The sequence below is a fragment of the Acidovorax facilis genome, from assembly GCF_023913775.1.
Taxonomy (GTDB): domain Bacteria; phylum Pseudomonadota; class Gammaproteobacteria; order Burkholderiales; family Burkholderiaceae_C; genus Acidovorax; species Acidovorax facilis.
This window is the reverse complement of the sequence record NZ_JAMXAX010000037.1, coordinates 18421-41034: the sequence shown is the minus strand read 5'-3', so window position 1 is coordinate 41034 and position 22614 is coordinate 18421. Positions and strand designations below refer to the sequence as shown.

20 protein-coding genes, 1 tRNA gene and 1 pseudogene are annotated in these 22614 nt (G+C 60.9%); 7 read left to right on the top strand and 15 right to left on the bottom strand.

Translation table 11 applies throughout. The features are described from left to right. The 8 genes from NFX52_RS12825 to hpnC all read right to left on the bottom strand — a co-directional run. A partial coding sequence (locus tag NFX52_RS12825) for a sensor histidine kinase (RefSeq protein ID WP_252635664.1) occupies positions 1-1393 on the bottom strand: 1393 nt, incomplete at its 3' end. Between the two features lie 132 nt (positions 1394-1525). Continuing rightward, entirely contained in the window at positions 1526-2209 is a 684-nt protein-coding gene (locus NFX52_RS12820; RefSeq protein ID WP_055399493.1) for a response regulator, read from the bottom strand. A gap of 156 nt (positions 2210-2365) precedes the next feature. Further along, entirely contained in the window at positions 2366-3379 is a 1014-nt protein-coding gene (locus tag NFX52_RS12815) for a Bug family tripartite tricarboxylate transporter substrate binding protein (RefSeq protein WP_055399494.1), read from the bottom strand. Positions 3380-3499: 120 nt separating this feature from the next. Next, positions 3500-4804, bottom strand: a complete 1305-nt coding sequence (gene hpnE / locus NFX52_RS12810) for a hydroxysqualene dehydroxylase HpnE (protein WP_207401993.1) — start codon at positions 4802-4804, stop codon at positions 3500-3502. 16 nt (positions 4805-4820) lie between these two features. Continuing rightward, positions 4821-5663 carry a presqualene diphosphate synthase HpnD gene (gene hpnD / locus NFX52_RS12805; protein WP_252635663.1) on the bottom strand — a complete coding sequence of 281 codons (843 nt, stop codon included), beginning with the start codon at positions 5661-5663 and terminating at the stop codon, positions 4821-4823. 120 nt (positions 5664-5783) lie between these two features. Next, positions 5784-6680 carry an amino acid ABC transporter substrate-binding protein gene (locus NFX52_RS12800; protein ID WP_228894547.1) on the bottom strand — a complete coding sequence of 299 codons (897 nt, stop codon included), beginning with the start codon at positions 6678-6680 and terminating at the stop codon, positions 5784-5786. Positions 6681-6797: 117 nt separating this feature from the next. After that, positions 6798-8198: an L-serine ammonia-lyase gene (locus NFX52_RS12795; protein ID WP_055399498.1), complete on the bottom strand. Its 1401-nt coding sequence runs from the start codon at positions 8196-8198 to the stop codon at positions 6798-6800. Positions 8199-8499: 301 nt separating this feature from the next. Further along, positions 8500-9435 carry a squalene synthase HpnC gene (gene hpnC / locus NFX52_RS12790; protein ID WP_238385662.1) on the bottom strand — a complete coding sequence of 312 codons (936 nt, stop codon included), beginning with the start codon at positions 9433-9435 and terminating at the stop codon, positions 8500-8502. A 207-nt stretch (positions 9436-9642) separates the two neighbouring features. On the opposite strand from hpnC, the pseudogene NFX52_RS12785 reads away from it, so the two are divergent. From NFX52_RS12785 to NFX52_RS12765, 5 genes and pseudogenes are all read left to right on the top strand, one after another. Then, a pseudogene (locus NFX52_RS12785) lies at positions 9643-10849 on the top strand (efflux RND transporter periplasmic adaptor subunit). Positions 10850-10857: 8 nt separating this feature from the next. Further along, a complete protein-coding gene (locus NFX52_RS12780; RefSeq protein WP_055399501.1) occupies positions 10858-14040 on the top strand; it encodes an efflux RND transporter permease subunit in 3183 nt (1060 codons plus the stop codon). A gap of 94 nt (positions 14041-14134) precedes the next feature. Then, positions 14135-14221, top strand: a tRNA-Leu gene (locus tag NFX52_RS12775). A gap of 228 nt (positions 14222-14449) precedes the next feature. Next, entirely contained in the window at positions 14450-15250 is an 801-nt protein-coding gene (locus NFX52_RS12770) for a MerR family transcriptional regulator (RefSeq protein ID WP_055399503.1), read from the top strand. 3 nt (positions 15251-15253) lie between these two features. Continuing rightward, the gene (locus tag NFX52_RS12765) at positions 15254-15943 is read left to right on the top strand and encodes a hypothetical protein (RefSeq protein WP_055399505.1); all 690 of its coding nucleotides are present in this window, start codon (positions 15254-15256) and stop codon (positions 15941-15943) included. A 16-nt stretch (positions 15944-15959) separates the two neighbouring features. Here the strand turns inward: NFX52_RS12765 and NFX52_RS12760 are convergent, their stop codons facing one another. Then, the gene (locus NFX52_RS12760) at positions 15960-16244 is read right to left on the bottom strand and encodes a hypothetical protein (RefSeq protein WP_156358767.1); all 285 of its coding nucleotides are present in this window, start codon (positions 16242-16244) and stop codon (positions 15960-15962) included. Positions 16245-16364: 120 nt separating this feature from the next. Between NFX52_RS12760 and NFX52_RS12755 the strand changes: the two genes are divergently transcribed. Beyond that, a complete protein-coding gene (locus NFX52_RS12755) occupies positions 16365-16769 on the top strand; it encodes a hypothetical protein (protein WP_060984249.1) in 405 nt (134 codons plus the stop codon). 33 nt (positions 16770-16802) lie between these two features. On the opposite strand, the gene NFX52_RS12750 is transcribed toward NFX52_RS12755, so the two are convergent. The 3 genes from NFX52_RS12750 to mobQ all read right to left on the bottom strand — a co-directional run bounded on the left by NFX52_RS12750 (position 16803) and on the right by mobQ (position 20015). Continuing rightward, positions 16803-17942 (bottom strand): ArdC family protein, encoded by a 1140-nt coding sequence (locus NFX52_RS12750; protein ID WP_082437499.1) that lies wholly within the window; start codon positions 17940-17942, stop codon positions 16803-16805. Next, positions 17939-18712: a hypothetical protein gene (locus tag NFX52_RS12745; protein ID WP_156358768.1), complete on the bottom strand. Its 774-nt coding sequence runs from the start codon at positions 18710-18712 to the stop codon at positions 17939-17941. Before NFX52_RS12745 ends, NFX52_RS12750 begins: the two co-directional genes overlap by 4 nt. A gap of 277 nt (positions 18713-18989) precedes the next feature. Next, on the bottom strand, positions 18990-20015 hold the full coding sequence (gene mobQ, locus NFX52_RS12740; protein WP_082437500.1) for a MobQ family relaxase: 1026 nt from the start codon (positions 20013-20015) through the stop codon (positions 18990-18992). 229 nt (positions 20016-20244) lie between these two features. Here mobQ and NFX52_RS12735 point away from each other — a divergent pair, with 229 nt between their 5' ends. Then, the gene (locus NFX52_RS12735) at positions 20245-20661 is read left to right on the top strand and encodes a conjugal transfer protein TraD (RefSeq protein ID WP_156358769.1); all 417 of its coding nucleotides are present in this window, start codon (positions 20245-20247) and stop codon (positions 20659-20661) included. Between the two features lie 32 nt (positions 20662-20693). Here NFX52_RS12735 and NFX52_RS12730 read toward each other — a convergent pair whose 3' ends face one another. The 3 genes from NFX52_RS12730 to NFX52_RS12720 are packed head-to-tail and all read right to left on the bottom strand — an operon-like array spanning position 20694 to position 22589. Continuing rightward, on the bottom strand, positions 20694-21455 hold the full coding sequence (locus NFX52_RS12730) for a hypothetical protein (RefSeq protein WP_156358770.1): 762 nt from the start codon (positions 21453-21455) through the stop codon (positions 20694-20696). Between the two features lie 33 nt (positions 21456-21488). Continuing rightward, positions 21489-21878, bottom strand: a complete 390-nt coding sequence (locus NFX52_RS12725; RefSeq protein WP_156358771.1) for a hypothetical protein — start codon at positions 21876-21878, stop codon at positions 21489-21491. 6 nt (positions 21879-21884) lie between these two features. Next, positions 21885-22589 carry an ABC transporter permease gene (locus NFX52_RS12720; protein ID WP_156358772.1) on the bottom strand — a complete coding sequence of 235 codons (705 nt, stop codon included), beginning with the start codon at positions 22587-22589 and terminating at the stop codon, positions 21885-21887. Positions 22590-22614 lie beyond the last annotated feature (25 nt).

Sequence of the window (22614 nt, the reverse complement as noted above, 5' to 3'; positions counted from 1 at the left end):
CCCGGGGCCACCACAGGATGGCCAGCAGGCCGGGCCCACCCGCGCGTTCTTCGAGCCGCAGGCCGCCCCGGTGCCGTTCGGCGATGGAGCGCGCGATTGCCAGCCCCAGGCCTGAGCCACCTGCCGCCGCCTGCGAGCCACGCCGGTAGCGCTGGCCCAGTGCATCGCGTTCGTTGGCGGGCAGGCCGGGGCCGTTGTCTTCCACGCTGAGGCTCCAGCCCAGGTCATCGCCTGCGGCGGACACGGTGACCGTGCCGTGTTCGGGCGTGTAGGCAATGGCGTTGGCGGCCAGGTTGGTGAGCGCCTCGCGCAGCAGGCCACTGTCGCCCACGGCCATGAACTCGGGCGTGGGCGTGTGGATGCCAAAGTCGATCTGCCGGGCGCGGGCGCGGGGCAGCAGCTCCAGCGCCACGGCGCGCAGCAGTGCGGCCAGATCGAACGGGGCCAGCTCTACTGCGGCCGTGTCGCTGCGGCCCAGGGCCAGCAGCTGCTGGGTGCTGCGCGTGGCGCGCGCGACTTCGCCGCCGATGGCTTCCAGGGTGTGCTGCACCTGGGTGGTGTCGGCCTCGCGCCGGGCATAGTCGATCTGCATCTGCAGCGTGGTGAGGTGAGTGCGCAGCTGGTGCGAGGCATCGTCCAGAAACTGCCGCTGCTGGGCCACCAGGTCTTGCGTGCGCGCCATCTGCTGGTTGGCGGCAGCCACCAGGGGGCGGATGTCGGCGGGCAGGTCGGTGTCGGCCATGGGGGTCATGTCGTCGGGGCTGCGCGCCTGCACCTCGCGCGCCAGGCGCGCCAGCGGGCGCAGCGCCACGGCCAGTGTGGCGGCCGTGCCCAGCACCATGAGCGCCAGCACCAGCGTGTCGCGCAGCGCGGCCCGGCGCACAAAGCGGCGCGTGAACTCCTGCCGCGAGCGGGTGCTTTCAGCCACCTGCACCAGCACGCTGCTGGCATCGGCTCCGGGCGCGGCGCCTTCCACCGCGCGGCGGTAGGCGGCCAGCCGCACGGATTCGCCGAAGTAGGTGGCGTCGTAGAAGCGGGGCACTCCGGGCGTGAGCGGGTCGGGCGGCAGAGGCAGGTCGGCGTTGCCCAGCTCCACCAGCCCGTCGGACGACGCCACGCGGAAGTACACATTGCCGCTGGCCGTGAGTTCAAAAAATTCGAGCATGCTGTAAGGCAGCTCGGCCGACAGGCCGCCCGACGCCGTGGAGATATTGGCGTCAATGGATTTGAGCGCCCCGAGCAGCGAGCGGTCGTAGGCCGCGTTGGCCGCCTCCAGCGCGTCGTGTCGCGTCATCCACAGCTCCACGCCCGTCACCAAGGCGAGCAGCGGCAGCAGCAGCAGGGCCAGCAGCCGCCACAGGCTGGCGCGGCGCAGGCGTTGTATCAAAGACATGGCAGCGGACTCCGCCGCAAAAAACAGTGCGCGGCCCTGAACATGCGCGTGGCCCACGCCAGTGCCACCGTGGAACTGGCTTTGCCAGTCCACGGGTGGCGTCCCCCCTCAGGGGGGAAGACGCGCAGCGTCTCAGGGGGGAGCCACATCACTAGCTTCCAGCGCATAGCCCAGGCCGCGCAGCGTGGTGATGCGCACACCGCTGCCATCGAGCCGCTTGCGCAGACGGTGCACAAACACCTCCACGGCTTCGGGGTGCACGTCCTCGTCGTCAGAGAACACGCGGTCCAGGATCTGCTGCTTGGAAAATGGCTCGCCGCTGCGCTGCACCAGCACGCGCAGCACGGCATGCTCGCGCGGTGACAGGGCCAGGGGCTCGCCATGCAGCGTGAACTGCTTGCGCGGGTTGTCGTACACCAGCGCGCCGCAGGCCAGACGCGGGTGCTCGTTGCCACGCGCGCGGCGCACCAGTGCATGCAGGCGGGCTTCCAGCTCGGCCAGCTCGAAGGGCTTGGCCAGAAAGTCGTCAGCCCCGGCGTTGAGCGAGCGCACGCGTTCATCGAGCGAATCGCGGGCCGTGAGGATCAGCGCGGGCAGGCGCTGGTCGCGGTCGCGCAGGCGCTGCAGCACGGCCTGGCCGTCCAGCCCGGGCAGGCCCAGGTCCAGCACCAGCGCGTCGTAGTTGTCGTGCTGCTGCAGCGCACGGTCGGCCAGGCGCCCGTCGTTCACCCATTCCACCTGGATGCCTGCATGCTCCAGCGCGCGGCTGAGCCAGGTGCCCAGGTTGTGGTCGTCTTCGGCCAGGAGGATGCGCATGGGTGGATGCTAATGCCGTTGTGCCGTGGCCCGGCCCGCCAGCAGGCTGTTGAAACTGGCGCGCCCCCAAAGCCAGTGCCACCGTGGAGCGGGCTTTGCCCGGCCACCGGTGGCGTCCCCCTCGGGGGAAGACGCGAAGCGGCTCAGGGGGGCTTCCTAGTCCGGCTTGATCTGCGCGCGCTTGATGACTTTCTGCCAGCGCGCCTGCTCCGCCGCAATGAACTGTGCAAACTGCGCGGGCGTGCCGCCGATGGCTTCGGCGGCGTCGCCGTTCAGGCGCTTGAGGGCTTCGGGTGCCTTGACGGCCTTCATGGTTTCGGCTGCCAGCTTGTCCAGGTGTTCCTTGGGCAGGCTCGCGGGGGCCAGCATGCCGTACCACTGCGTCATCTCGAAGCCGGGGAAGCCCTGTTCGGCCACGGTGGCCACATCGGGCAGCTGGGGCAGGCGCTGGGTGGAGCCGGTGGCGATGCAGCGCACCTTGCCGGACTTGATGAACGGCAGCAGGGCCGCAGCGCCCACCGAAGCGGCGTCAAGCCGGCCCGAGAGCAGGTCGGTCATCATGGGGCCGGTGCCCCGGTAGGGCACGTGCAGCATGAAGATCTCGGCGGTCATCTTGAGGTATTCAAACGCCAGGTGGCCCGCGCTTCCGTTGCCTGCCGAGCCGTAGCTGAGCTTGCCCGGGTTCTTCTTGGCGTAGGCGATGAACTCCTTGAGGTTCTTGGCAGGCACGTCGGGGTGCACCACGTACAGGCTGGGCACCTTGGCCAGCAGGCTCACGGGCTTGAAGTCCTTGTTGGCGTCGTAGGGCAGCTTGTCGAAGATGTAAGGGTTCACGGCCAGCGTGCCGATGTGGCCCAGGATGAGGGTGTGCTGGTCTTCGGCGCGGGCCACTTCCTGCATGGCGATGTTGCCTGCGGCGCCAGGTTTGTTGTCCACAAACACGCTCTGGCCCAGGGTCTTGCTCAGTTCGGCCGCCGTGGATCGCGCCACGATTTCAGAGCTGCCGCCCGGTGCAAAGGGCACCACAAAACGCACGGACTTGGCGGGCCACGCGGCCTGGGCCAACGCGGCGGTGGGCAGCAGGCCGCCCAGGGCCAGGGCGCTGCCTGCGCCCAGCAGGTGGCGGCGGGTGGGATAGAAGGCGGGGGAAATGTCGTTGTCGAACAGCATGGGTGTCTCCGTGAAAGCCATTGCGGCGTTGCCCGGCGTATGGTGTGCGGAGCGTGCTTTCGGAATGCTGTCAGTCGGCCTGGGGTTTACCCGAGGCGCCCCGCGCCGACGGAGCGAGGATTACGCCAGTGCCGCTACTGCCGTGCCGCTTAGCACGGCCCCTTCCAGCGTGGCGGGGTAGGGGCCGTCCACATAGTCGCCGCAGGCCGCCAGCCCCGGCAGCACCTGCATGCCGGGCCTCTGCAGGCCAGGGGTGCAGGCAAAGGTGGCGCGTTTTTCCACCACGGTCTGCACGGGCTGCAGGCCAGGCAGGCCAAGCTGGGCGGCGGCCTGCTGCAGCACCTGCTGCTCGATCAAGGCGCGGTCCCCATCACTGGCGCTCACCACAAAGGCCAGCAGCCCGTGCTGGCCGTCGAGCTGGCCCCGGTCGAACACAAACTGCGCCGGGTGGGCAGCGGTGTTGCGCAGCGCCAGCATGGGCAGGGGCAGGTGGGCGCCCAGGGCGTGGGCATAGACGGTGGTGATGGCCTCAAACCGCAGGGCGCTGGTGGTGGCGCTCCAGCGGGCTGCACCGGCCAGGCCCGCCGTGCCTGCCAGGCCTTCGACCAGGCGGCTGGCTTCCCAGGACGGGCAGGCCAGGGTGACGTGGTCGAACGCTCCGGGCTCTTCGGTGCCGTTGGCCGCCACTACCGGCTGCCAACGCCCGCCGGGCAACGGCTGCAGGCGCTGAATGCGCTGGCCGGTGAGGACCTGGCCGCCTTGCTGCTGCAGCCAGCGGGCAGCGGCTTCGGGAAAGAGGGCGCCTAAGTCTGCGCGTGGCAGCAATAGGTTGGAGCCGCCGCGCCCGCTGAACAGGCTGTCCTGCAGCACACGCAGAAACACCTGGCCGCTGGCCTGGTTGGCAGGGGTGTTGAGGGCCGACACACACAGCGGGTCGATGAACTCGGTCATGAGCCGGGGCGTGAGCGGCGCGCACAGCGCGGCCACCGATGTGGCGGGCGCGCAGCGAAAACCGCGCAGCTGCCAGGCCGTGGCTGTGCGCAGCAGTGCCAGCTTGTCGCGCCAGCCCCAGCCCTTGGCGCGGGCAATGCCCAGCAGCGCATCGAGCGGCGGTGGCAGGTCGGGCAGTTGCAGGCCCTGGCCATCAGGGAATTGAAGCGTGAGTGGCAGGCGCAGCAGGGCGGTATCGATGTCCACGCCCACCAGCCGCATAAGGCGCAGGCTTTCGGCGTAGGCGCCGATCAGGATGTGCTGGCCGTTGTCGAGCGTGGCGGGTGTGCCATCGGGCAGCGCGCCCGGCACGGCGCGCGCCCGGCCGCCCACGGTGCGCGCGGCCTCGAACACGGTGACCAGGCGCCCTGCCTGCACATGGGCGATGGCGGCGGCCATGCCGGCCCAGCCTGCGCCGATGACGGCGACCTTCATGGACGCGGGCCCACGGCTAAGACATCCGGCCCAGGGCTTGCACCTTCCACGCCAGCCAGAACTTGCGCAGCGGCGTGAGGCGGATGCGCTGGTGCAGCACCTGGAAGTTCTCGTGCTCGATCTCGCGCAGCAGGGTGCGGTAGATGTTGGCCATCATCAGGCCGGGCTTCTGGGCGCGGCGGTCGGCATCGGGCAGCAGGGCGAAGGCCTCGTCGTACAGGCGGTGCGCGCGCTCGGCCTGAAAACGCATCAGCGCGGTGAAGCGGTCGGAATACTGGCGCTTCAGGATCTCGTGCGCCTTCACGTCAAATTGCTGCAGCTCGCTCACCGGCAGGTAGATGCGGCCCAGCATGGCATCTTCGCCCACGTCGCGGATGATGTTGGTGAGCTGGAAGGCCAGGCCCAGCGTGTGGGCGTATTCGGTGGTGCGCGGGTCGGTCTGGCCGAAGATGCGTGCGGCGACTTCGCCCACGATGCCCGCCACCAGGTGGCAGTAGCCCTTGAGGCCCGCAAAGTCGAGGTAGCGGGTCTGCTCCAGGTCCATCTGGCAGCCGTCGATCACGGCCTGCAGGTGGCGTTGTTCAATGCCATAGTCGGCCGCCAGTGGCATCAGTGCCAGCATCACAGGGTGGGTGGGCTGGCCCGCATAGGCCTTGGCCACCTCGGCCTGCCACCAGGCGAGCTTGGTGCGCGCCACGCCAGGGTCGGAGACTTCGTCCACCACATCGTCCACTTCGCGGCAGAAGGCATAAAACGCCGCGATCGCGGCGCGGCGCGGGGCCGGCAGGAACAGGAAGGCGTAGTAGAAGCTGCTGCCCGAGGCCACGGCTTTTTGCTGTACGTATTGCTGTGGGGTCATGGGGCGCGATTGTCCCATGGCGGACATGGCCCGCGAATGCAACCTGGCAGCTGGTGGAGGCCGCAGTTCCCCAGTTTGGCCTGCCTGTTCTGCGGCAGTTCTGCGGCAGGCCGAAGGGCATCAAAAGGCGATCTGTTCCACGCCCACGTCGCTGGGCCGCTTGAGCGCTTCGCGCATGAAGACGCTCATGGGGAGCGTGCCTTGGTCCGAGTGGAACCACTTTTTGTAGAGAGCCGCCATCTCCCCGGTCTGGATCAGGCGGCGGGTGACTTGGTCTACCAGCTCCTTGAAACGAGGGTCTTGCCTGCGCAGGCCAATGCTGTAGGGCTCTACCGAAAGGCGCTTTTCCAGAAACTGGTAGTCACCCATGGCCTTGCCCAGCCGGGTCATGGGGCTCCACAGGCCTGCATCGTCTGCAAAAACCGCATCTGCCTCCCTGCGCGTGAGTGCATCCAATCCCTGTGCGGTGCTGTCTACCGGCACGTAGATGAATTTGCGGTGGTAGGTGCGTTCGTTCGTGGCCAGCAGGCCGTCATTGGTGGTTTTCCGTTCGACGGCAATGCGTTTGCCGTTCAGATCGTCCACCGTCTTGATGCCCGAGTCCTTGCGCACGAGGAACGCAGTGGTGGCGATGAAGATGTGGTGGCTGAAGGCGACTTCCTTCTGGCGCTCCAGGGTGTTGGTGGTCGTGCCGCATTCCAGGTCCACTACGTTGTTTTTCAGGTCCGCAAGGCGGTTCTTGCCGTCTACGAGTACATAGGTCAGGCGCAGGTCAGGGCGCTTGAGTTCCTTCTTGAGCTCCTCGTAAATCTTGGTGCAGATATCAACGCTGTAGCCACGCACCTGTCCAGTGGCTGGGTCTTTGTAGGAGAAGGGGTGGGATGCCTCGCGGTGCCCCATTCGCAATTCGCCGGTCTTGGCAATGTGGGTCAGGGTGTCTTGCGCCCAGGCGCCAGGGGACATCCAGGACAGGGGAAGGATCAGTAGCAGGGCTCGCAGCGCAGAGAAGAGGTGCATAGGAAACGGAAAAGGTGACGGGGCCATGCATGCCAGGCGTCGCAGGAAGCGCGCGAGGCTGCACGCCGCGCATTGTGCTGCGGCATCTGCTGTTGTGTCACATTGGTGACAGGTTTGTCAGCATTCCACAACATTCACGGCCAGGCCGCCGCGCGAGGTCTCCTTGTATTTGACCTTCATGTCCGCGCCGGTCTGCATCATGGTCTTGATGACCTTGTCGAGCGAGACCACATGCTGCCCGTCGCCGCGCAGCGCCATGCGGGCGGCATTGATGGCCTTGATGGCGCCCATGGCGTTGCGTTCGATGCAGGGGATCTGCACCAGGCCGCCCACGGGGTCGCAGGTCATGCCCAGGTTGTGCTCCATGCCGATCTCGGCGGCGTTCTCGATCTGCTCGGGGCTGCCGCCCATCACGGCCGCGAGCGCGCCTGCCGCCATGGAGCAGGCCACCCCCACTTCGCCCTGGCAGCCCACCTCGGCGCCCGATAGCGAGGCGTTTTCCTTGTAGATGATGCCGATGGCGCCTGCCGTGAGCAAAAAGGTGGCGATGCCGTCCTCGTTGGCGCCGGGCAAGAAGTTGACGTAGTAATGCAGCACGGCCGGGATCACGCCCGCCGCGCCGTTGGTGGGTGCGGTCACTACGCGGCCGCCAGCGGCGTTCTCCTCGTTGACGGCCATGGCGTAGAGGTTCACCCAGTCCAGCATCGAGAGCGGGTCGCGCAGCGCGGCCTCCGGCTGCGTGCTGAGCTTGTGGTGCAGCTCGGCCGCGCGGCGGCGCACGTGCATGGGGCCAGGCAACGTACCGGTGCTGGCGCAGCCGCGCTGCACGGCACCGGCCATGGTCTTCCAGATGGCCATGAGCTGGCGGCGCACCTCGAATGCGCTGCGCCAGTGTTGCTCATTGGCCGCCATGAGCTGGGCGGGGGTGAGGCCGGTGGCCTGGCACTGGGCCAGCAGCTCGGCCCCCGTGCGGAAAGGGTGGGGCAGGCCTTGGGCATGGCCGGCCGCATCGGGCCCAGCGGTGGCGGCGCTGTTGAGTACACGCTCGCCCGCCGCGTCGATCACAAAACCGCCACCCACCGAGTAGTACTCACGCGCCGCAATCTCGTTGCCCTGCGCGTCGAACGCGTGAAACGCCATGCCGTTGGGGTGCAGCGGCAGGCTTTTGCGGCGAAACAGCAGGTGCTCTTTTTCGACAAACGGCACCATATGCTCGCCCAGCAGCTCCAGCGTTTGCCGGATGCGGATGTCGGCAATGGCAGGCTGGATCTGGTCCGGGTCGATGTGGTCGGGCTCGTGCCCGGCCAGGCCCAGCAGCACGGCCTTGTCGGTGCCGTGGCCCACGCCGGTGGCCGACAGCGAGCCGAAGAGTTCTACGGTGACGTGGTGCACGGCGGCCAGGCCCAGCGTGTCACGCACATGGCAGGCAAACTGCCGCGCCGCAATCATGGGGCCCACGGTGTGGGAGCTGGACGGGCCGACGCCAATCTTGAAGAGGTCGAAAACGCTGACGGACATGGTGGGTGCGTACCGGAAGGGCCCGGGGCCGCAGCGCTTGTGGCGCGGGCTTGGGTTGCGTGATGGGGCCGCACGGGGCGGTTGGTGGCCGCGAGGCTAACCGCGCGCTGCAGCAGCCGGATGCTCGCTATCCCTGCCTTGCGGGATTGCCCTTCATCAGCGTGCAGCGCCCAGCAGGGAAAGCATTCCTGAATTGATAGCTGCCAGCGATTGATAGATAAGCGCTAGGAGCCAATTTGGCTTGTAATTTTGGCCAAAACCCATGCCGATGTCAGCGCGCCTTGTGGCCCATGAATCTTTCTTACATCACCAGCGCGCGGCCCAGCATCACGCACCAATCCCACGCATGCAGGCGTGGACGGGTGTGCAGGCTGCCGCCTTTAAGGGCGTCCACCTTGTCCAGAATGCGCAGGCCGCCTTGCACCACCAGGCGCAGCTCCCACCCGGCGCGGCCGGGCAGGCGGTGCACCAAGGGGGCGCCTATTTGCATGCTGGCGCGGGCCCAGCGGGCGCAGTCGGAGATGAGGCGCACGTTCTCGGGGGTACTTCTGAGTGCCAGCAGCTCGGCCTGGCAGGCGCCATGAACGGCGCAGTCAGCGCGGGGCAGGTAGTGGCGCCCTCGGGGGATGTCCACGGAGAGGTCCTGCCAGAAGTTGATGAGCTGCAGCGCGGTGCAGATGGCATCGCTTTCTTGCAGCGCCTGGGCGTCTGTTACGCCGTACAGGTGCAGCAGCAGCCGGCCCACGGGGTTGGCTGAGCGGCGGCAGTAGTCCAGCAGCTCGGCGCGGTCAGCGTATCCCTCGGCATCACGGGTTTTTTCAACATCTTGGGCAAAGGCGCTGAGCAGGTCTGCCAGCAGTGGCACGGGCAGCTGGTGGCTACGCAGCACCGCTTGCAGCGGCAAGAACACGCTGGCCCAGCGGGGCGAGGGCGGCTGGCCTTGGGCGACGGCCATCAGGTCGGCATGGTAGGCGGCCAGGTCGGCCAAGCGGGCGGCAGCCAGGGCGTCGCCCTCATCAGCGATGTCGTCGGCGGTGCGCGCAAAGCCGTAGATGGCGGCAATGGGCTGGCGCAGGTGCGGTGGGCACAGCAGGGACGCGACCGGGAAGTTCTCGTAGTGCGTGACAGGGGCGGCCAGGGTGGCAGACGCATGGTGTGGTGCGGTCTGGAGCGGCTGTGGCGCGTAAGTTGCAGCGGACGCCACTTCAGGCTGGGGAGGGGGGGATCGGTCGTTCACACCCTGGATTGTCGCTTGACAATGCCAAGGGCTTCTCATAGATTACTAACCGGTCAGTCAGTAATCAAAAAACCAATTCAATCAGGGACAAGGAGGCTGGCCGGTAACTGTTACCGCAGTTCCGTTTTCAGCGCAGGCATTCGTGCCTGCGTTTTGCGTGCAGCCCCTGCAACTCCTTGTAGCCCTTCTCTATTCACCGGATTTCCCATGCGCACATCCTCCGCTTCGCGGCCTTTTCAACGGCACTGCCGGACCTTGCTGATGGTGGCCGCCGCTGCTTTGCTGGCCGCCTGTTCCCGCCCCGCGCCGCCCGAAGAGCCTGTGCGCTCCGTCAAGTTGCTGACGGTGGGGGTGGGTGCGCTGCAGTCCAGCCTGGAGTATTCGGGCGAGGTGCGGGCGCGCGTGGAGTCGCGCTTGGGGTTCCGCGTGGCGGGCAAGATCGTGCAGCGCCAGGCCGAACTGGGCCAGCGTGTGCGGGCCGGACAGGTGCTGGCCCAGCTGGACCCCAAGGATTACCAACTGGCCACCGACGCCGCGCGCGCAGTTGGCATCGGCCACCACGCAGCGTGATCTGGCCGCTGCCGACTACAAGCGCTACCAAGCCCTGAAGGACCAGAACTTCATCAGCGGCGCCGAGCTGGAGCGCCGCGACGCCACGCTGAAAGCCGCCCAGGCCACGCTGGACCAGGCCCGAGCGCAGCTGTCATCGCAAGGCAACCAGGCGGCCTACACCACGCTGGTGGCCGATGTGGCGGGCGTTGTCACTGGCATTGACGCCGAGCCTGGCCAGGTGGTGTCGGCCGGGACGCCTGTGGTGCGCATTGCGCAGGATGGCCCCCGCGATGTGGTGTTTGCGGTGCCGGAGGACAAGGTGGGGCAGATCACCCCAGGCTCAGAAGTGGCGGTGCGCGGCTGGTCCGGTGGCGCCAACCTGACGGGCCGCGTGCGCGAAGTGGCCGCCAGTGCCGACGCCGCTACGCGCACTTACCAAATCAAGGTGGCCATCGACGGTGCCGATGCGCCTGCCCTGGGCTCCACCGTGTACGTCACGCCCAAGGCGCTCAGCCATGCGGGCATTCCGGCCATCAAACTGCCCACCAGTGCGCTGCGCCAGGAGGGGCAGTCCACGGCGGTGTGGGTGTATGACGCGGCCAGCAGCACGGTGAAGTCGCAGGTGGTGCAGATTGCCACGGCCGATGGCAACGAGGCCGTGGTGGCGGCGGGTCTAGCCCCCGGCATGCAGGTGGTGGCCACGGGTGTGCATGTGCTCTCGCCTGGGCAGAAAGTGCTGATTTATCAGCCAAAAACGGCCTCAGCGCCCGCCAGTAAAGCGCAGACAGCTACCAATCCAGTAGCAATGCCTGCCGCGCCTGCTGCCACAGCAGCGGCACCCGCAGCTTCCACAGCCAACTGAGGCCGGCCATGACGCAAGTACAACCCAAAGAGGGGTTCAACCTCTCCAAGTGGGCGCTCGACCATCCCGCCCTCACGCGCTACCTGATGGTGGTACTGATGCTGCTGGGGTTTGCCGCCTATTTCCAGCTGGGGCAGGACGAGGACCCGCCGTTCACCTTCCGTGCCATGGTGGTGCGTACCTACTGGCCGGGCGCCACGGCGCAGCAGGTGGCCGAGCAGGTCACTGACAAGATCGAGCGCACGCTGCAAGAGGTGCCCTACGCCGACAAGATCCGCAGTTATTCGAAGCCCGGCGAGTCGCAGATCATCTTTCAGATCAAGGATTCGTCCAAGGCGAGCGAGGTGGCCAACGTCTGGTACAGCGTGCGCAAGAAGGTGGGCGACATGCGCTACACCTTGCCACAGGGCATCCAGGGCCCGTTCTTCAACGACGACTTTGGCGATGTGTATGGCGTGATCTACGCGCTGGAGTCCGAGGGCTTCAGCTACGCCGAACTCAAGCAATTTGCCGACGACGCACGCCAGCAACTGCTGCGTGTGCCCGATGTCGCCAAGGTTGAGCTGTTTGGCGTGCAAGACGAAAAGCTGTTCATCGAAATCTCGCAAAAGCGCCTGTCGCAACTGGGCCTGGACATGAACCAGGTGCTGGCCCAGCTGGGCCAGCAAAACGCCGTGGAGAGCGCCGGAGCCATTCAGACTCCGCAAGACCAGGTGCAGGTGCGGGTGCAGGGTCAGTTCAACGCCATTGAAGACCTGCGCGCCATGCCGATCCGTGGCCCGTCGGGCGCACAACTGCGCCTGGGCGATATCGCCGAGGTCAAGCGCGGCTATGTGGACCCGGCCACCGTGAAGGTGCGCCACCAGGGGCAGGAAGTGATTGCGCTGGGCGTCTCCATGGCCAAGGGCGGCGACATCATTGCGCTGGGCAAGGCGCTGCATGCTGCCACCGACCGCATTGGCGGCACGCTGCCAGCGGGGGTGAAGCTCGTCAACGTGCAAGACCAGCCCAAGGCGGTGGCCACCTCGGTGAATGAATTCGTCAAGGTGCTGATCGAGGCCGTGGTCATCGTGCTGGCGGTGAGCTTCATCGCGCTGGGCCTGCACAAGCGCCCCGGCAAGAACCCGCTGTGGAAGCGCTGGTACATCGATCCGCGCCCGGGGCTGGTGGTGGGCATCACCATTCCGCTGGTGCTGGCCGTGACCTTCCTGGCCATGTGGTACTGGGGCATTGGCCTGCACAAGATTTCGCTGGGCTCGCTCATCATCGCACTGGGCCTGCTGGTGGATGACGCGATCATTGCGGTCGAAATGATGGTGCTCAAGCTCGAAGAGGGCTACGACAAGGTGCGCGCCGCTACCTTTGCCTATGAGATCACGGCCATGCCGATGCTGACGGGCACGCTGATCACGGCGGCGGGTTTTTTGCCCATCGGCCTGGCCAAGTCCACTACGGGCGAATACACCTTCGCCATTTTTGCGGTCACCGTGATCGCGCTGGTGCTCAGCTGGTTCGTGTCGGTGTACTTTGTGCCGTATCTGGGCACGCTGCTGCTCAAGGTGCCGCCGCATGTGCTGGCTGCCCAGGCCAACAAGGGCATCACCGACGATCCACACGAAGTGTTTGACAGCCCGTTCTACCGCACCTTCCGCCGCCTGGTGGACTGGTGTGTGTTGCACCGCTGGATCACCATCGGCGCCACGGTACTGACCTTTGCGCTGGGCATTGTGGGCATGGGCAAGGTGCAGCAGCAGTTCTTCCCCGATTCGAGCCGGCCTGAAATTCTGGTGGACATCTGGTTCCCCGAGGGCACCTCCTTTGCAGGCAATGAAGAAGTGACCAAACGTGTGGAGCAGCGCTTGCTCTCTGAACCTGGTGTCAGTTCTGTCAGCACCTGGGTCGGTTCCGGCGTGCCGCGTTTCTATTTGCCGCTGGACCAGGTGTTTCCGCAGAGCAACGTGTCGCAGTTCATCGTTCTGCCCCAGGATCTGAAGGTGCGTGAGTCCCTGCGCGTGAAGTTGCCTGCGCTGCTGGCTGAGGAGTTCCCAGAGGTGCGTGGTCGCGTCAAGCTGCTGCCCAATGGACCGCCGGTGCCTTACCCCGTGCAGTTCCGCGTGGTGGGGCCTGATCCGCTGGTGCTGCGTGAGCGTGCCGATGAAGTGAAAGCCCAGCTGCGCAAGAACCCGGACATGCGCGGTGTGAACGACAACTGGAACGAGTCTGTGAAGGTGCTGCGCCTAGAAGTGGACCAAGCCAAGGCGCGCGCGCTGGGCGTGACGAGCCAGTCCATCGCCCAGGCATCCAAAACCATCTTGTCGGGTACGCAGGTGGGCCAATACCGCGAGGGTGACAAGCTCATCGACATCCTGCTGCGCCAGCCGCTGGACGAGCGCAACGCCATCACCGACATCGCCAACGCCTACCTGCCCACGGCCTCGGGCAAGTCGATCCCGCTCACGCAGATCGCCAAGCCGGTCTTCACCTGGGAGCCCGGTGTGATGTGGCGCGAGAACCGCGACTACGCCATCACCGTGCAGGGCGACGTGACTGAGGGGCTGCAGGGGGCCACGGTGACGGCGGCGCTGTTGCCTGCTCTCAAGGACATTGAGGCGAAGTGGCGTGCTGCCGGGCAGACCGGCTACCGCATCGAAGTGGCGGGTGCTGTGGAGGAAAGCTCCAAGGGCTCGGCGTCGATTGCAGCCGGCATTCCGGTCATGTTGTTCATCACCTTCACGCTGCTCATGCTGCAACTGCACAGCTTCAGCCGCGCGATGCTGGTGTTCCTGACCGGGCCGTTGGGCCTGGCGGGGGTGGCTGCGGCGCTGATTCTGCTCAACCGTCCGTTCGGCTTCGTGGCGTTGCTGGGGGTGATTGCACTCATGGGCATGATCCAGCGCAACTCGGTGATCCTGATCGACCAGATCGAACAGGACCGCGCGAGGGGCGTGCCTGCGTGGGATGCGATTGTTGAATCGGCAGTGCGCCGCCTGCGTCCTATCGTGCTGACGGCTGCGGCTGCGGTGCTGGCCATGATCCCGCTGTCACGCAGCGTGTTCTGGGGCCCGATGGCCGTGGCCATCATGGGCGGACTGGTGGTGGCCACCGTGCTGACGCTGCTGGCGCTGCCCGCGATGTATGCCGCGTGGTTCCGTGTGAAAAGGCCTGTGCCGGAGGTCCTTGGAGGGGTTTGATTCCCACCCTGCCCGCATCAGGGTAAAATAGAAGGTTGACCGATTTCACACAGGCGGCAGCTGAGGTTGCCGCCTGTTTGTTTGTTGTAGAACCGCGCGGGTGGCGAAATTGGTAGACGCACCAGGTTTAGGTCCTGACGGTAGCAATACTGTGGGGGTTCGAGTCCCCCCCCGCGCACCACAGTGATAGCGGGGAAAGCCATTGGAAATCAAAGACTTGTGTGATTTTTAGGCTCTCCCTTCTTTTCATTAGGTTTCATCGGTTTTCATCATTTTTCACCCAAATTCATCCCTGTAGTTTGGGAAAATTTTGGGAAGTTTGGGAGAGGGCTTAAGTTGCTGAAACGCGACAACTTCCAGACTGTGTATATGCTGCTGAACGTCTAACACCGATTTCATCGCTCCTCGTATGCCGCCAAAACACCTCGTATTGCTGCAAGCGATGTTTCCCGGCGTGCTGATGCTCGACATCGACCAAATTGCTTCCTTGATGCGATATGGACGTGGCCACCTGTACAACCTCCACTGCGAAGGCAAATTGCCGTTCAAGGTCAGTCGGGGAGTGGGCAATAAAATTCTTGTCTCGGTTGTCGAGATGGCGGCTTACCTCGATAAGGAGATGCTGTCGGAGTACAGTCCCCCACCTCCGCAACCCGCTGAGCTGGTCGTCAAAAAGCGCGGGCGTCCCCGAGGCGCCACATCCAAAACCAGCCCGACTGTTTATGGCTTCCAGAGCGAACTTCGTTCTGCCATTTACCGGGTTCGTGCCACGGAATTGCTCGCGGGTATCAGGCAGGGCCTGTCCAATTCGGTTCTTGATGGGGAGGAAACCCTGAGCGACGGGGAGCGTTTGCGTCAGACGGTGTCGCGACTTTCGGCTACTGTTGAGATTGCATCAAACGAATTTGAGGCGGTACACGCGAGACTCTCACATGCTGAGTCATCTGACATCCCTTACGCGGCCAGACAGATTCCGTTCTTCCTGAGCCCTGACGGATTGGTCGCGGCTTTGCCTATCGAGTTGGATGGCGTAGAGGTGGCACAGCAAGCAGACTATCGTGTGCATTGGATGACGTGGTCGTCTGCTCTCTCCTTGGTTTGGCTTGATGAGGCGAAACGGCTGGCCTGGCTTGAAAAGATGGCGGTGGTGATGCCGGACCTGTACAAAGCTGTGGACAGCAACCGACGAAGTACGCTGCTAGGGGTCTAGGCGGTGACAACCCATCTCAGGCGCGACTTCCTCGCCCTGGTCATGCAAATGCCAGCGCAGCAGAGGGAGCATGAGTTCGTTAGTCGAGATAAGGCAGCTTTGTTCCTCGGGTTGTCCAAGCGGACTCTGGAGGATTACGCCAAGAAGAAAGTACCGCCACCACCGGTTGGCGGATTTGCTGGCGGTGAAAAAGGCAAGCGTGTTTTGTACCGACTAAGCACCTTGGTGGACTTCCTTGTCAAGGATGCTCATGCGGGTGACGAAACGTTTGAACGCCTGATGAGTAAGTCCGAGAAAAGTCAGAGCCCTGGCATTCCACAGCTTGACCCTCTGTCGCGTGCTTTCTTCTCCCGGCCAGTTGTTTCCCATCTACTTAGCGATGACCCAGTCGGGCATTGCATGGCATGGGGAACCACAGTGGTTTCGGTGGATTCTGGCGAGGCTGACTTCCCATTTTTTGAGGACGAGGCAGGCTTGGTTCTGGGGCCTGCTTGGAATTCAGCGCAACAAACGTCCGATTGGTTCTTATCCAGGAAAACGGAAGTGTTGTGGCGAACTTGGGTTCAAGGTCTGGCCATGGTGTGGAACGACGAGTCTGCACGTCTAGCCACCATCCAAAACTGTGCGATGAATGCTTCCACGGTTCCGCAGCTAGTGGCGGACCATAGGCGGCAGGCACTTTTGGCTCTCTGAGGCAACCACATCGGCATCAGCTGAACACATCGCCGACGTCGTCCAGGTTGACTGGTGCAAATATGTCCGCTCCTGACAAAGTTGCTTGAACACCCGCTGCCACCAATTCGGTTGGTAGCGTCGAAAGCAGTTCGGGCAATCGTGGGAATACTTTGGCGGCTCGCGCCACGATGTTCGAGTATTCCGAAAGCATCTCTACTCCTTCGGTGGTCGCGAAAGCTGACAGGCAGTCGGCATCGGTGGGGTTTTGTATTGCAAGCAATAAGTCCCAACGGTGGCTTGGGTCGTGTCTAGTGCCCATGGGCGGCTCAGCGCTCATTGGAATCTCGCTCCATCCCGCAAATGAGCGACTGGACCATGACTTGACTATATGATTTTTTGTTTGTTAATTTGTTATTCATAATGCATTTAGGAAATAACAATGAAGTTGTCTTATCAAGTCCCCCGTGTTTCAAGTGAGTCACCCAATCGCCGATTGCTGGATTGGAGCGTTGTATTCATCGAAGGTGGTTTGGGCCGCGCCTACCTCTATTGGAACGATTTGATGGTGACATTGGAAGCCGTGAAGTCTACGCAGTCAGATACATTGATTTCGTTGACGTTGGACGTCGAGGACGAGTCTCCCAGTATGACCTTCATGGCTGGGATGAGCATGCCCATGGCGGGCAGGCTCGAATCGTCGGACCTCATACCGCTCGTGCCTAAAATTCAGCAGGCCATTGACCATTTCCTGCTGCCCTTTGAAATTGTCGAGCAGCTTTTTCCGACAGCAGGTCAACTGGCATCCCACGGCACTGATGCGACGGACATGCCATTCGGTGAATGAACGACAACGCTGGTGTGTGGCCCGCCTTGTCGTTCAAGGCGCTGGTGAGGGCTGTGGCACAGCAGAAATTGGAGTGAGTGCATTTCTTCTAACTGCTTGCCGCGAGCGGCCAACTCCTGTTCCGCTTCTTGCCTTTGCCAGCACAGCGGCTACTGCTAGTGAAGGTTCAGTAGAGGCGTCTAACTTGATGCCAACGTTTCCGGCTGTGGCCGATTGTCCAAAAACGGGTAAGGCATCTGTTTTCGTGTCGATGGTCGCTGTGGCGTTGAGGCTTGAGTTTGCCGTGAGATATTCTGCCATGAGGCGTGCATCTTTGGCAGCCCGGAAAATTTCTCGGTTGTCGCTGCGGAGTACCTTCACCCACGATTCAATGTAGCTGGCATGCGAGTCCACTGGTCCCGGCACCCCAAGGAGTCCGCACATGAACGTGGAACAAAGCTCAGCTCTCAGCTCCTCCACTGCGTATGCATCTGTTCCCCATCGCCCGAAGGAGCGATTTTGTCTGGACTCATGGCCAGACCAGTGCGAAAGTTCGTGGAGCAAAGTCCCTGCGTAGCTTGCTGCATCTGCAAAAGCTCCCTTGTGTGGCATCTGGATGAAGTCGCCCGATGGCGAATAGAAGGCTCGATTTCCGCCATGGCGAAGTTCTGGCTGCAATCGAGACACTATGTCGTTCACCGCTTCAATGGGTTGCCACTTGTGCTCAGGCGCTGCGAGAGGTAGCAGGTCTTCAATCTGGCTCGCATGGAAAACGCGATACTCCGTCAAGAATGGGATGCGCCGCGTGTCTTCGGAGGACTCGCGGGGCTGTGGGATATCGCGTTCAGATTCGCGCCCTGGTACATCCAGCATTTTGAAGAAATACACAGGTGTTGATTTGGAGCCCTTGCGAACACGGAGCCCCATATCGTTAGCCTGCTTCATCGTGTACCAGCGGTGGTCGGTATATCCCTCGGACTGAGCCGTCATCATCAGCAAGAGCGCATTGACACCGTTGTAGTGCCGTTCACTGATTCCGTTCATCGGCATGCCAGAGACTTGCACATCTTTCCAAGGGCGCTGCCATGGTGCAGTCCCTGCTTCAATGGCAGCGATGATTTTGTCAGTGACTTCTTGATAGAGGTCGCGCCGTGGCTTGTTTTTGCCACGTTCTAATGTGCCTTTTTTGCTCATAGGGCGCCTCCTGCCTGGGTGTCCTGACCGGAATGTGGACCCATCGAGGCAACGAGATTCAGCAAGGCCGCATCTGTATTGACCTGGATGGGCATGCAAAACGCCGGTGAGCCAACTGAGAATTCCAATTGGGCTGTGGGCTGTGTGCTTGGAGCAAGCCCAAGTGCTTCGGCCAATACCGCCTGAGGAGTCTGTGCTTGGCCTGCTCTTTGCGGACCGTCGGACAGCATCTCGTGAACAACAAAGTATTCGCCTGTTGACGGGTTGAGTTTCTGGCACCAGATTTGTTGGCCATCCATCGGAGCCAAAACCTCTGGCCGATATTGAATCGCCATATGTGTACCGCTTTGGTCTCGCAGTCCCGTGATGGGCAACATCAGCACCATCGGCGAAACCTCAAACACCAGTCCATAGGAGGCTGCGGCATTGCGTCGCAGTACAACAACCCAAAACCATCGCTGCCCTTTGGACGTGCAGACAAAAAAATGGTCTACGGGGGGCGCTCGCAGGGAAGGCAGCGACAACACCAGTTCTCGCGGATAGTGGGTCAACACATCATGGTGCAGGTATGCGAGGTGAATTCCAAAGGCCTGTGCAACACCTGCTGGCGTACCCTCAACACCTGGTCGGAGTTTTGAGAGCCAGTCGAATCCCTGTTGGTCTGCTACCCGGTGCAAGTACATGGACGGCATCCAACATGAGCCTGGCGCAATGGATGGCGGCAACTCATTGGCTTTGACCGAAGGCGTGCTTAATGTTTCGATGTTCATAGATTGCCTCCTTCCTGTCCCAATGGCGATGCTCGGAAAGTGACAGGTGCTTGGCGGCGAAAGGCTGTCAGGTCATGTCGGTCCCTGATGCACTCGGCCAACCGCATCGCTGCAATCAAATGTTCATTGGGCTTTGTCCACTTGATGGGGTGTGCTGAGAGGTAGCGGTTTTCAATCTCGGCGACAGCACGTTCAGCGTGAGGTGATTGCTGGCCTTGGGTCATTCCCTCTGGTCGTTGTGCGCAGAACAGTTCGGCCAGCAATCGAAGAAGTAGAGTCAGCATGGCGCCCCCCCGTTTCCGTTTGATGGGCCGTGCCCCCCACTGGGCAAAATGGAGATGCTGGAAATAGTGGGGTGTGTCGATTTTTTGCGTTGGGTTGGATGGCGCAATGCGCCTGGACGTTTTCTCAGCTCCGCTCCTGTAACTGGGGCGGTGAGGGTTCCAGAATGCGGGGTCCAAATCGCTGCTGGCGGAATTGACGTGGTCGGTGTTGGTGCGTCCCGCATTGCCAGTGCTTGGCTGATGGAGCTGGTGAGGTCCAGCAACTGACTTTGAACGTGTTTGACCTCAGCCAGAACCCGCTGAAGTTTAGTGTTCGCCTGAGTCCAAGCTTCCACTGTTCTGTTGTGTTCTATTCGCTCTTCAAATGCTTCGGCGTTCCAAGGGGTCTGGCGCCCCACGTGAACAGTGGCCGGGCGTTCAATGCCACGTACCCGGTTACTCCGGTGGTCGATGCGCTGACTGGTCTCTATGGTCTGCAATGCACTATTGCAGGCATCCGCCCATGCAGCCCGCCATTTAGTCACCAAGGATTTTTGGTTCCAGTCACGTCGCTTGGCTCCGACACCGTCCGGTGTTAGTTGCCTCAGCGTGAGCATGATGTGACAGTGAGGGTTGTCAGGTTTTCCGTTTTTCCCAACTTTGCTGTGGATGGCTATGTCAGCCACCATGCCGATTGCCACAAACTGCTGAGACACATACTCAGTGATGAGGTCGATGTGCTGCTGATGGGTCAGCTCCACAGGGAGGGCGATTTCTACCTCGCGGGCGAGTTGGCTGTTGTTTCGCGTCTCGCTGCTTTCGATTTGGTTCCAAAGAACTGAACGGTCCGTTGCCCAGGACGGGGAGCCCGGTGGAGCGAGAATGGCCCGATGGGTCACCTCGGTTTTTCGGGTGAAGTTGAAAACTTGACCCGTGCGTTTGCATCGCAGTCGAGTTCCCGCCCGATAAGCGGCGGCTTGAACTGCGTTGTGACCATCGCTGCGAGCGATGATTTTGGTGGTTGAGTGAAAGATGGCCATGGGTACCTCCTTTGTTGATGGCCGACGGTCGGCACAACAATGGAAGGGAAGGGCTATCGTTCGCGAATCCGTCTTGCGGAATTCGGTTTTTGCCCCCTGGCAGGCGCACACAAACTTCAGTTTGTATCAGTGCGCTTGTCAGCTCTTGCCTCTGGGAAATGCTTGACTGTCTCCCTTCAAGGTGCCAGGTTGATAGCAACAACTCAAGCATTAACAGGGGGAGGACTTCATGACGACCACTCAATCCGCAGATTCAACCGCTCGCGACGACCCCGGGACAGACACCCTGGCACGGCTTCGGAAAAGAGAGGTCATGTTGCTAGCTCAGGCACAGGAACTTCAAGCGCGTGCAGCGCATTTGATGCGGGTGCGCGATGCGCACCAGAACAGGCTTGCCAGAAAGGTGGATGCGCACCAGAAAATTATCCTCGGTGCACTGGTACAGAAAGCCGGTTTGGATTGGGTGCTTGCAGGCTCGCAGCACTCTCATCGTCAAAACGACGACGTTTCGGATACGTTAGCCAGTCATTTGGGTGATATTTCGTTGCCGTATGACAGGGAGCGCATCCTTGCCGCACTCATGTGGCTTGCGGAGGTATCGAAACGACAGCCTAACGACGTCGTTTCGATACCAAATTGGAAATAAATTGTGTGAGGTGATAAGGCGATTTGTTCTACTCACTTAAACCAAGCAAGAGGAATTGTCAGAGTGGGTTTTTTGTCGCCCTTCTTGAAAAATTCAATTGGCCTTTCTACTGTGAATTCGTATAGCGCTGGCTCAACGCCAATTTCGTGCAGTTGAAGTTTTCTTTTGCGATATTTTTCCGAAACAAAGGCGGAAGTAAGCTTTCCGCATATCCTCATAAACCGCTCGTTTCCTAATGATGAAATCTTCTTAAAGACATCTTCCGTAATGTATTCATTTGGTATCTTTTGAAGTAATTTCTGATTATCTCGAAGAACTACGTTGGCTAAGGAAGGGAGGTCGTTAGAGAACACGGTCAAGTCGCCTGCGAAGTTCCGTTCCTGTCCAAAGTAGTACCCGCTCCTGTCGTTGTACATTTTCCATCCGTCGTCGTCAAAACATAGGGTGCTGTTTTTCAAATTTGAGAGTTGTTCATATCGTTTTGAAAAATCAGCAGTTAAATTTTGATTTTTTATGTGAGGGGGCTTGCTCTCAAGTGCTTGCAGATATTTTTGACCTTGTGGCTCTTCCCTCAATCCCATAATCCATCCGTCTAAAATATATTGGCATAATTGAGTGTCAGGGCAGGTTGAGCCTCCATCGCCCTTCGGCAAGCGATTGCGAGCTATGTCAATAATAATCGGTTTGTCAGAAGGCTTCAGTTCGCTGAAAATAATGTCATTGCTCTGGGCGTTTATGTGGGAACTAAACGCGGCGATGGCGATGCCAAGTGCAACGAGTGAAAGTGATTTCATATTTGGCTTTCTAAATTTTTAGGAGTTAGTGTTTTAAGGGCGCTTATATTTGATGATGGCTTTGCCGCTTATGATGTTTCTGAAATTCAACGTCGCCTCATTTTTAGAGCTGGGAAATGTAAATTTTTCGGAATTGAAAGTGCCATCTGAATCAACAATAACTTCGCCGTCCTCTATGATGTACCTTATAGGGAGGACATCACCGTCCGCGAACTCCATATGTTTGGACTTGAATATAAGCTTTGAAAATTCGCTTGTCGATGTTGTATGGTCGGCGCAAGGATTTTTCTCGACTGGTGTGCATGAAACAAATACCCATGTTCCCAAGAGCGGATTTGATTGGTTATTTTGAGCGTTCGCACCGCATCCGATTGTTAAAAGAGTGGTTGCAATGATTGAGATGGCAATAGAGGAAATTTTCATGATTTTTTAGGCTGTCTGTGTTGAATTTATAATTGAAATGGTTTTATCTACTATTTCTTTGAATTTTGTGTTGAACTCATGATTATATTTTGTTGTTTTTCCAAATAACCCCAGTGCTAGTGCGATTAGTATTCCTATAAAATACGAAACGAGGCCAACACCGACAAAATTAACAATGATTTGTATGGTTTTGACATAGAGGGTGTTGAAATAGTGGAGGAGAGTGAAGATGAAGCCACCCGCTAAGCCGATTTTTCGTGCAAATGAATATCCACGTGCGCTCTCCGATTGAACGGAGAAATCTCTCATTCCTGTCCAGCGTTTTTCTGATAGGTCTGGAATATAGGATTGGCCAAACTGTGGTGATTCGATTTCTGCATTGTGATATGCTCTTCGTGTTGATAGATTTATCAGCACCATCGCTTTTTCAAGCTCACTTTCACCGCCTTTGTTTCTGCAGTTGACATCCAAAATCGCCACTCTTTGACCGATGGCAAAGGCGTCATCAAAAACAACCTTGTCCGGCAATTGTTTGTTATCCCATTCAATCCATGAAACGGCAGAGCATTGGATATTTTTTCCAATCCAATCATGGTTGTGGGATGATTGCTTATATTCAAATGGCTGGCGGCTTTTTACTGTGCCTAATTCAAATGAAATTTCTAATGTGCTACAAGCTGTGCTAATTTCAAATTTTGCATTTTCAGACATTTTGGAGGTGTGGTTTATTTTATTT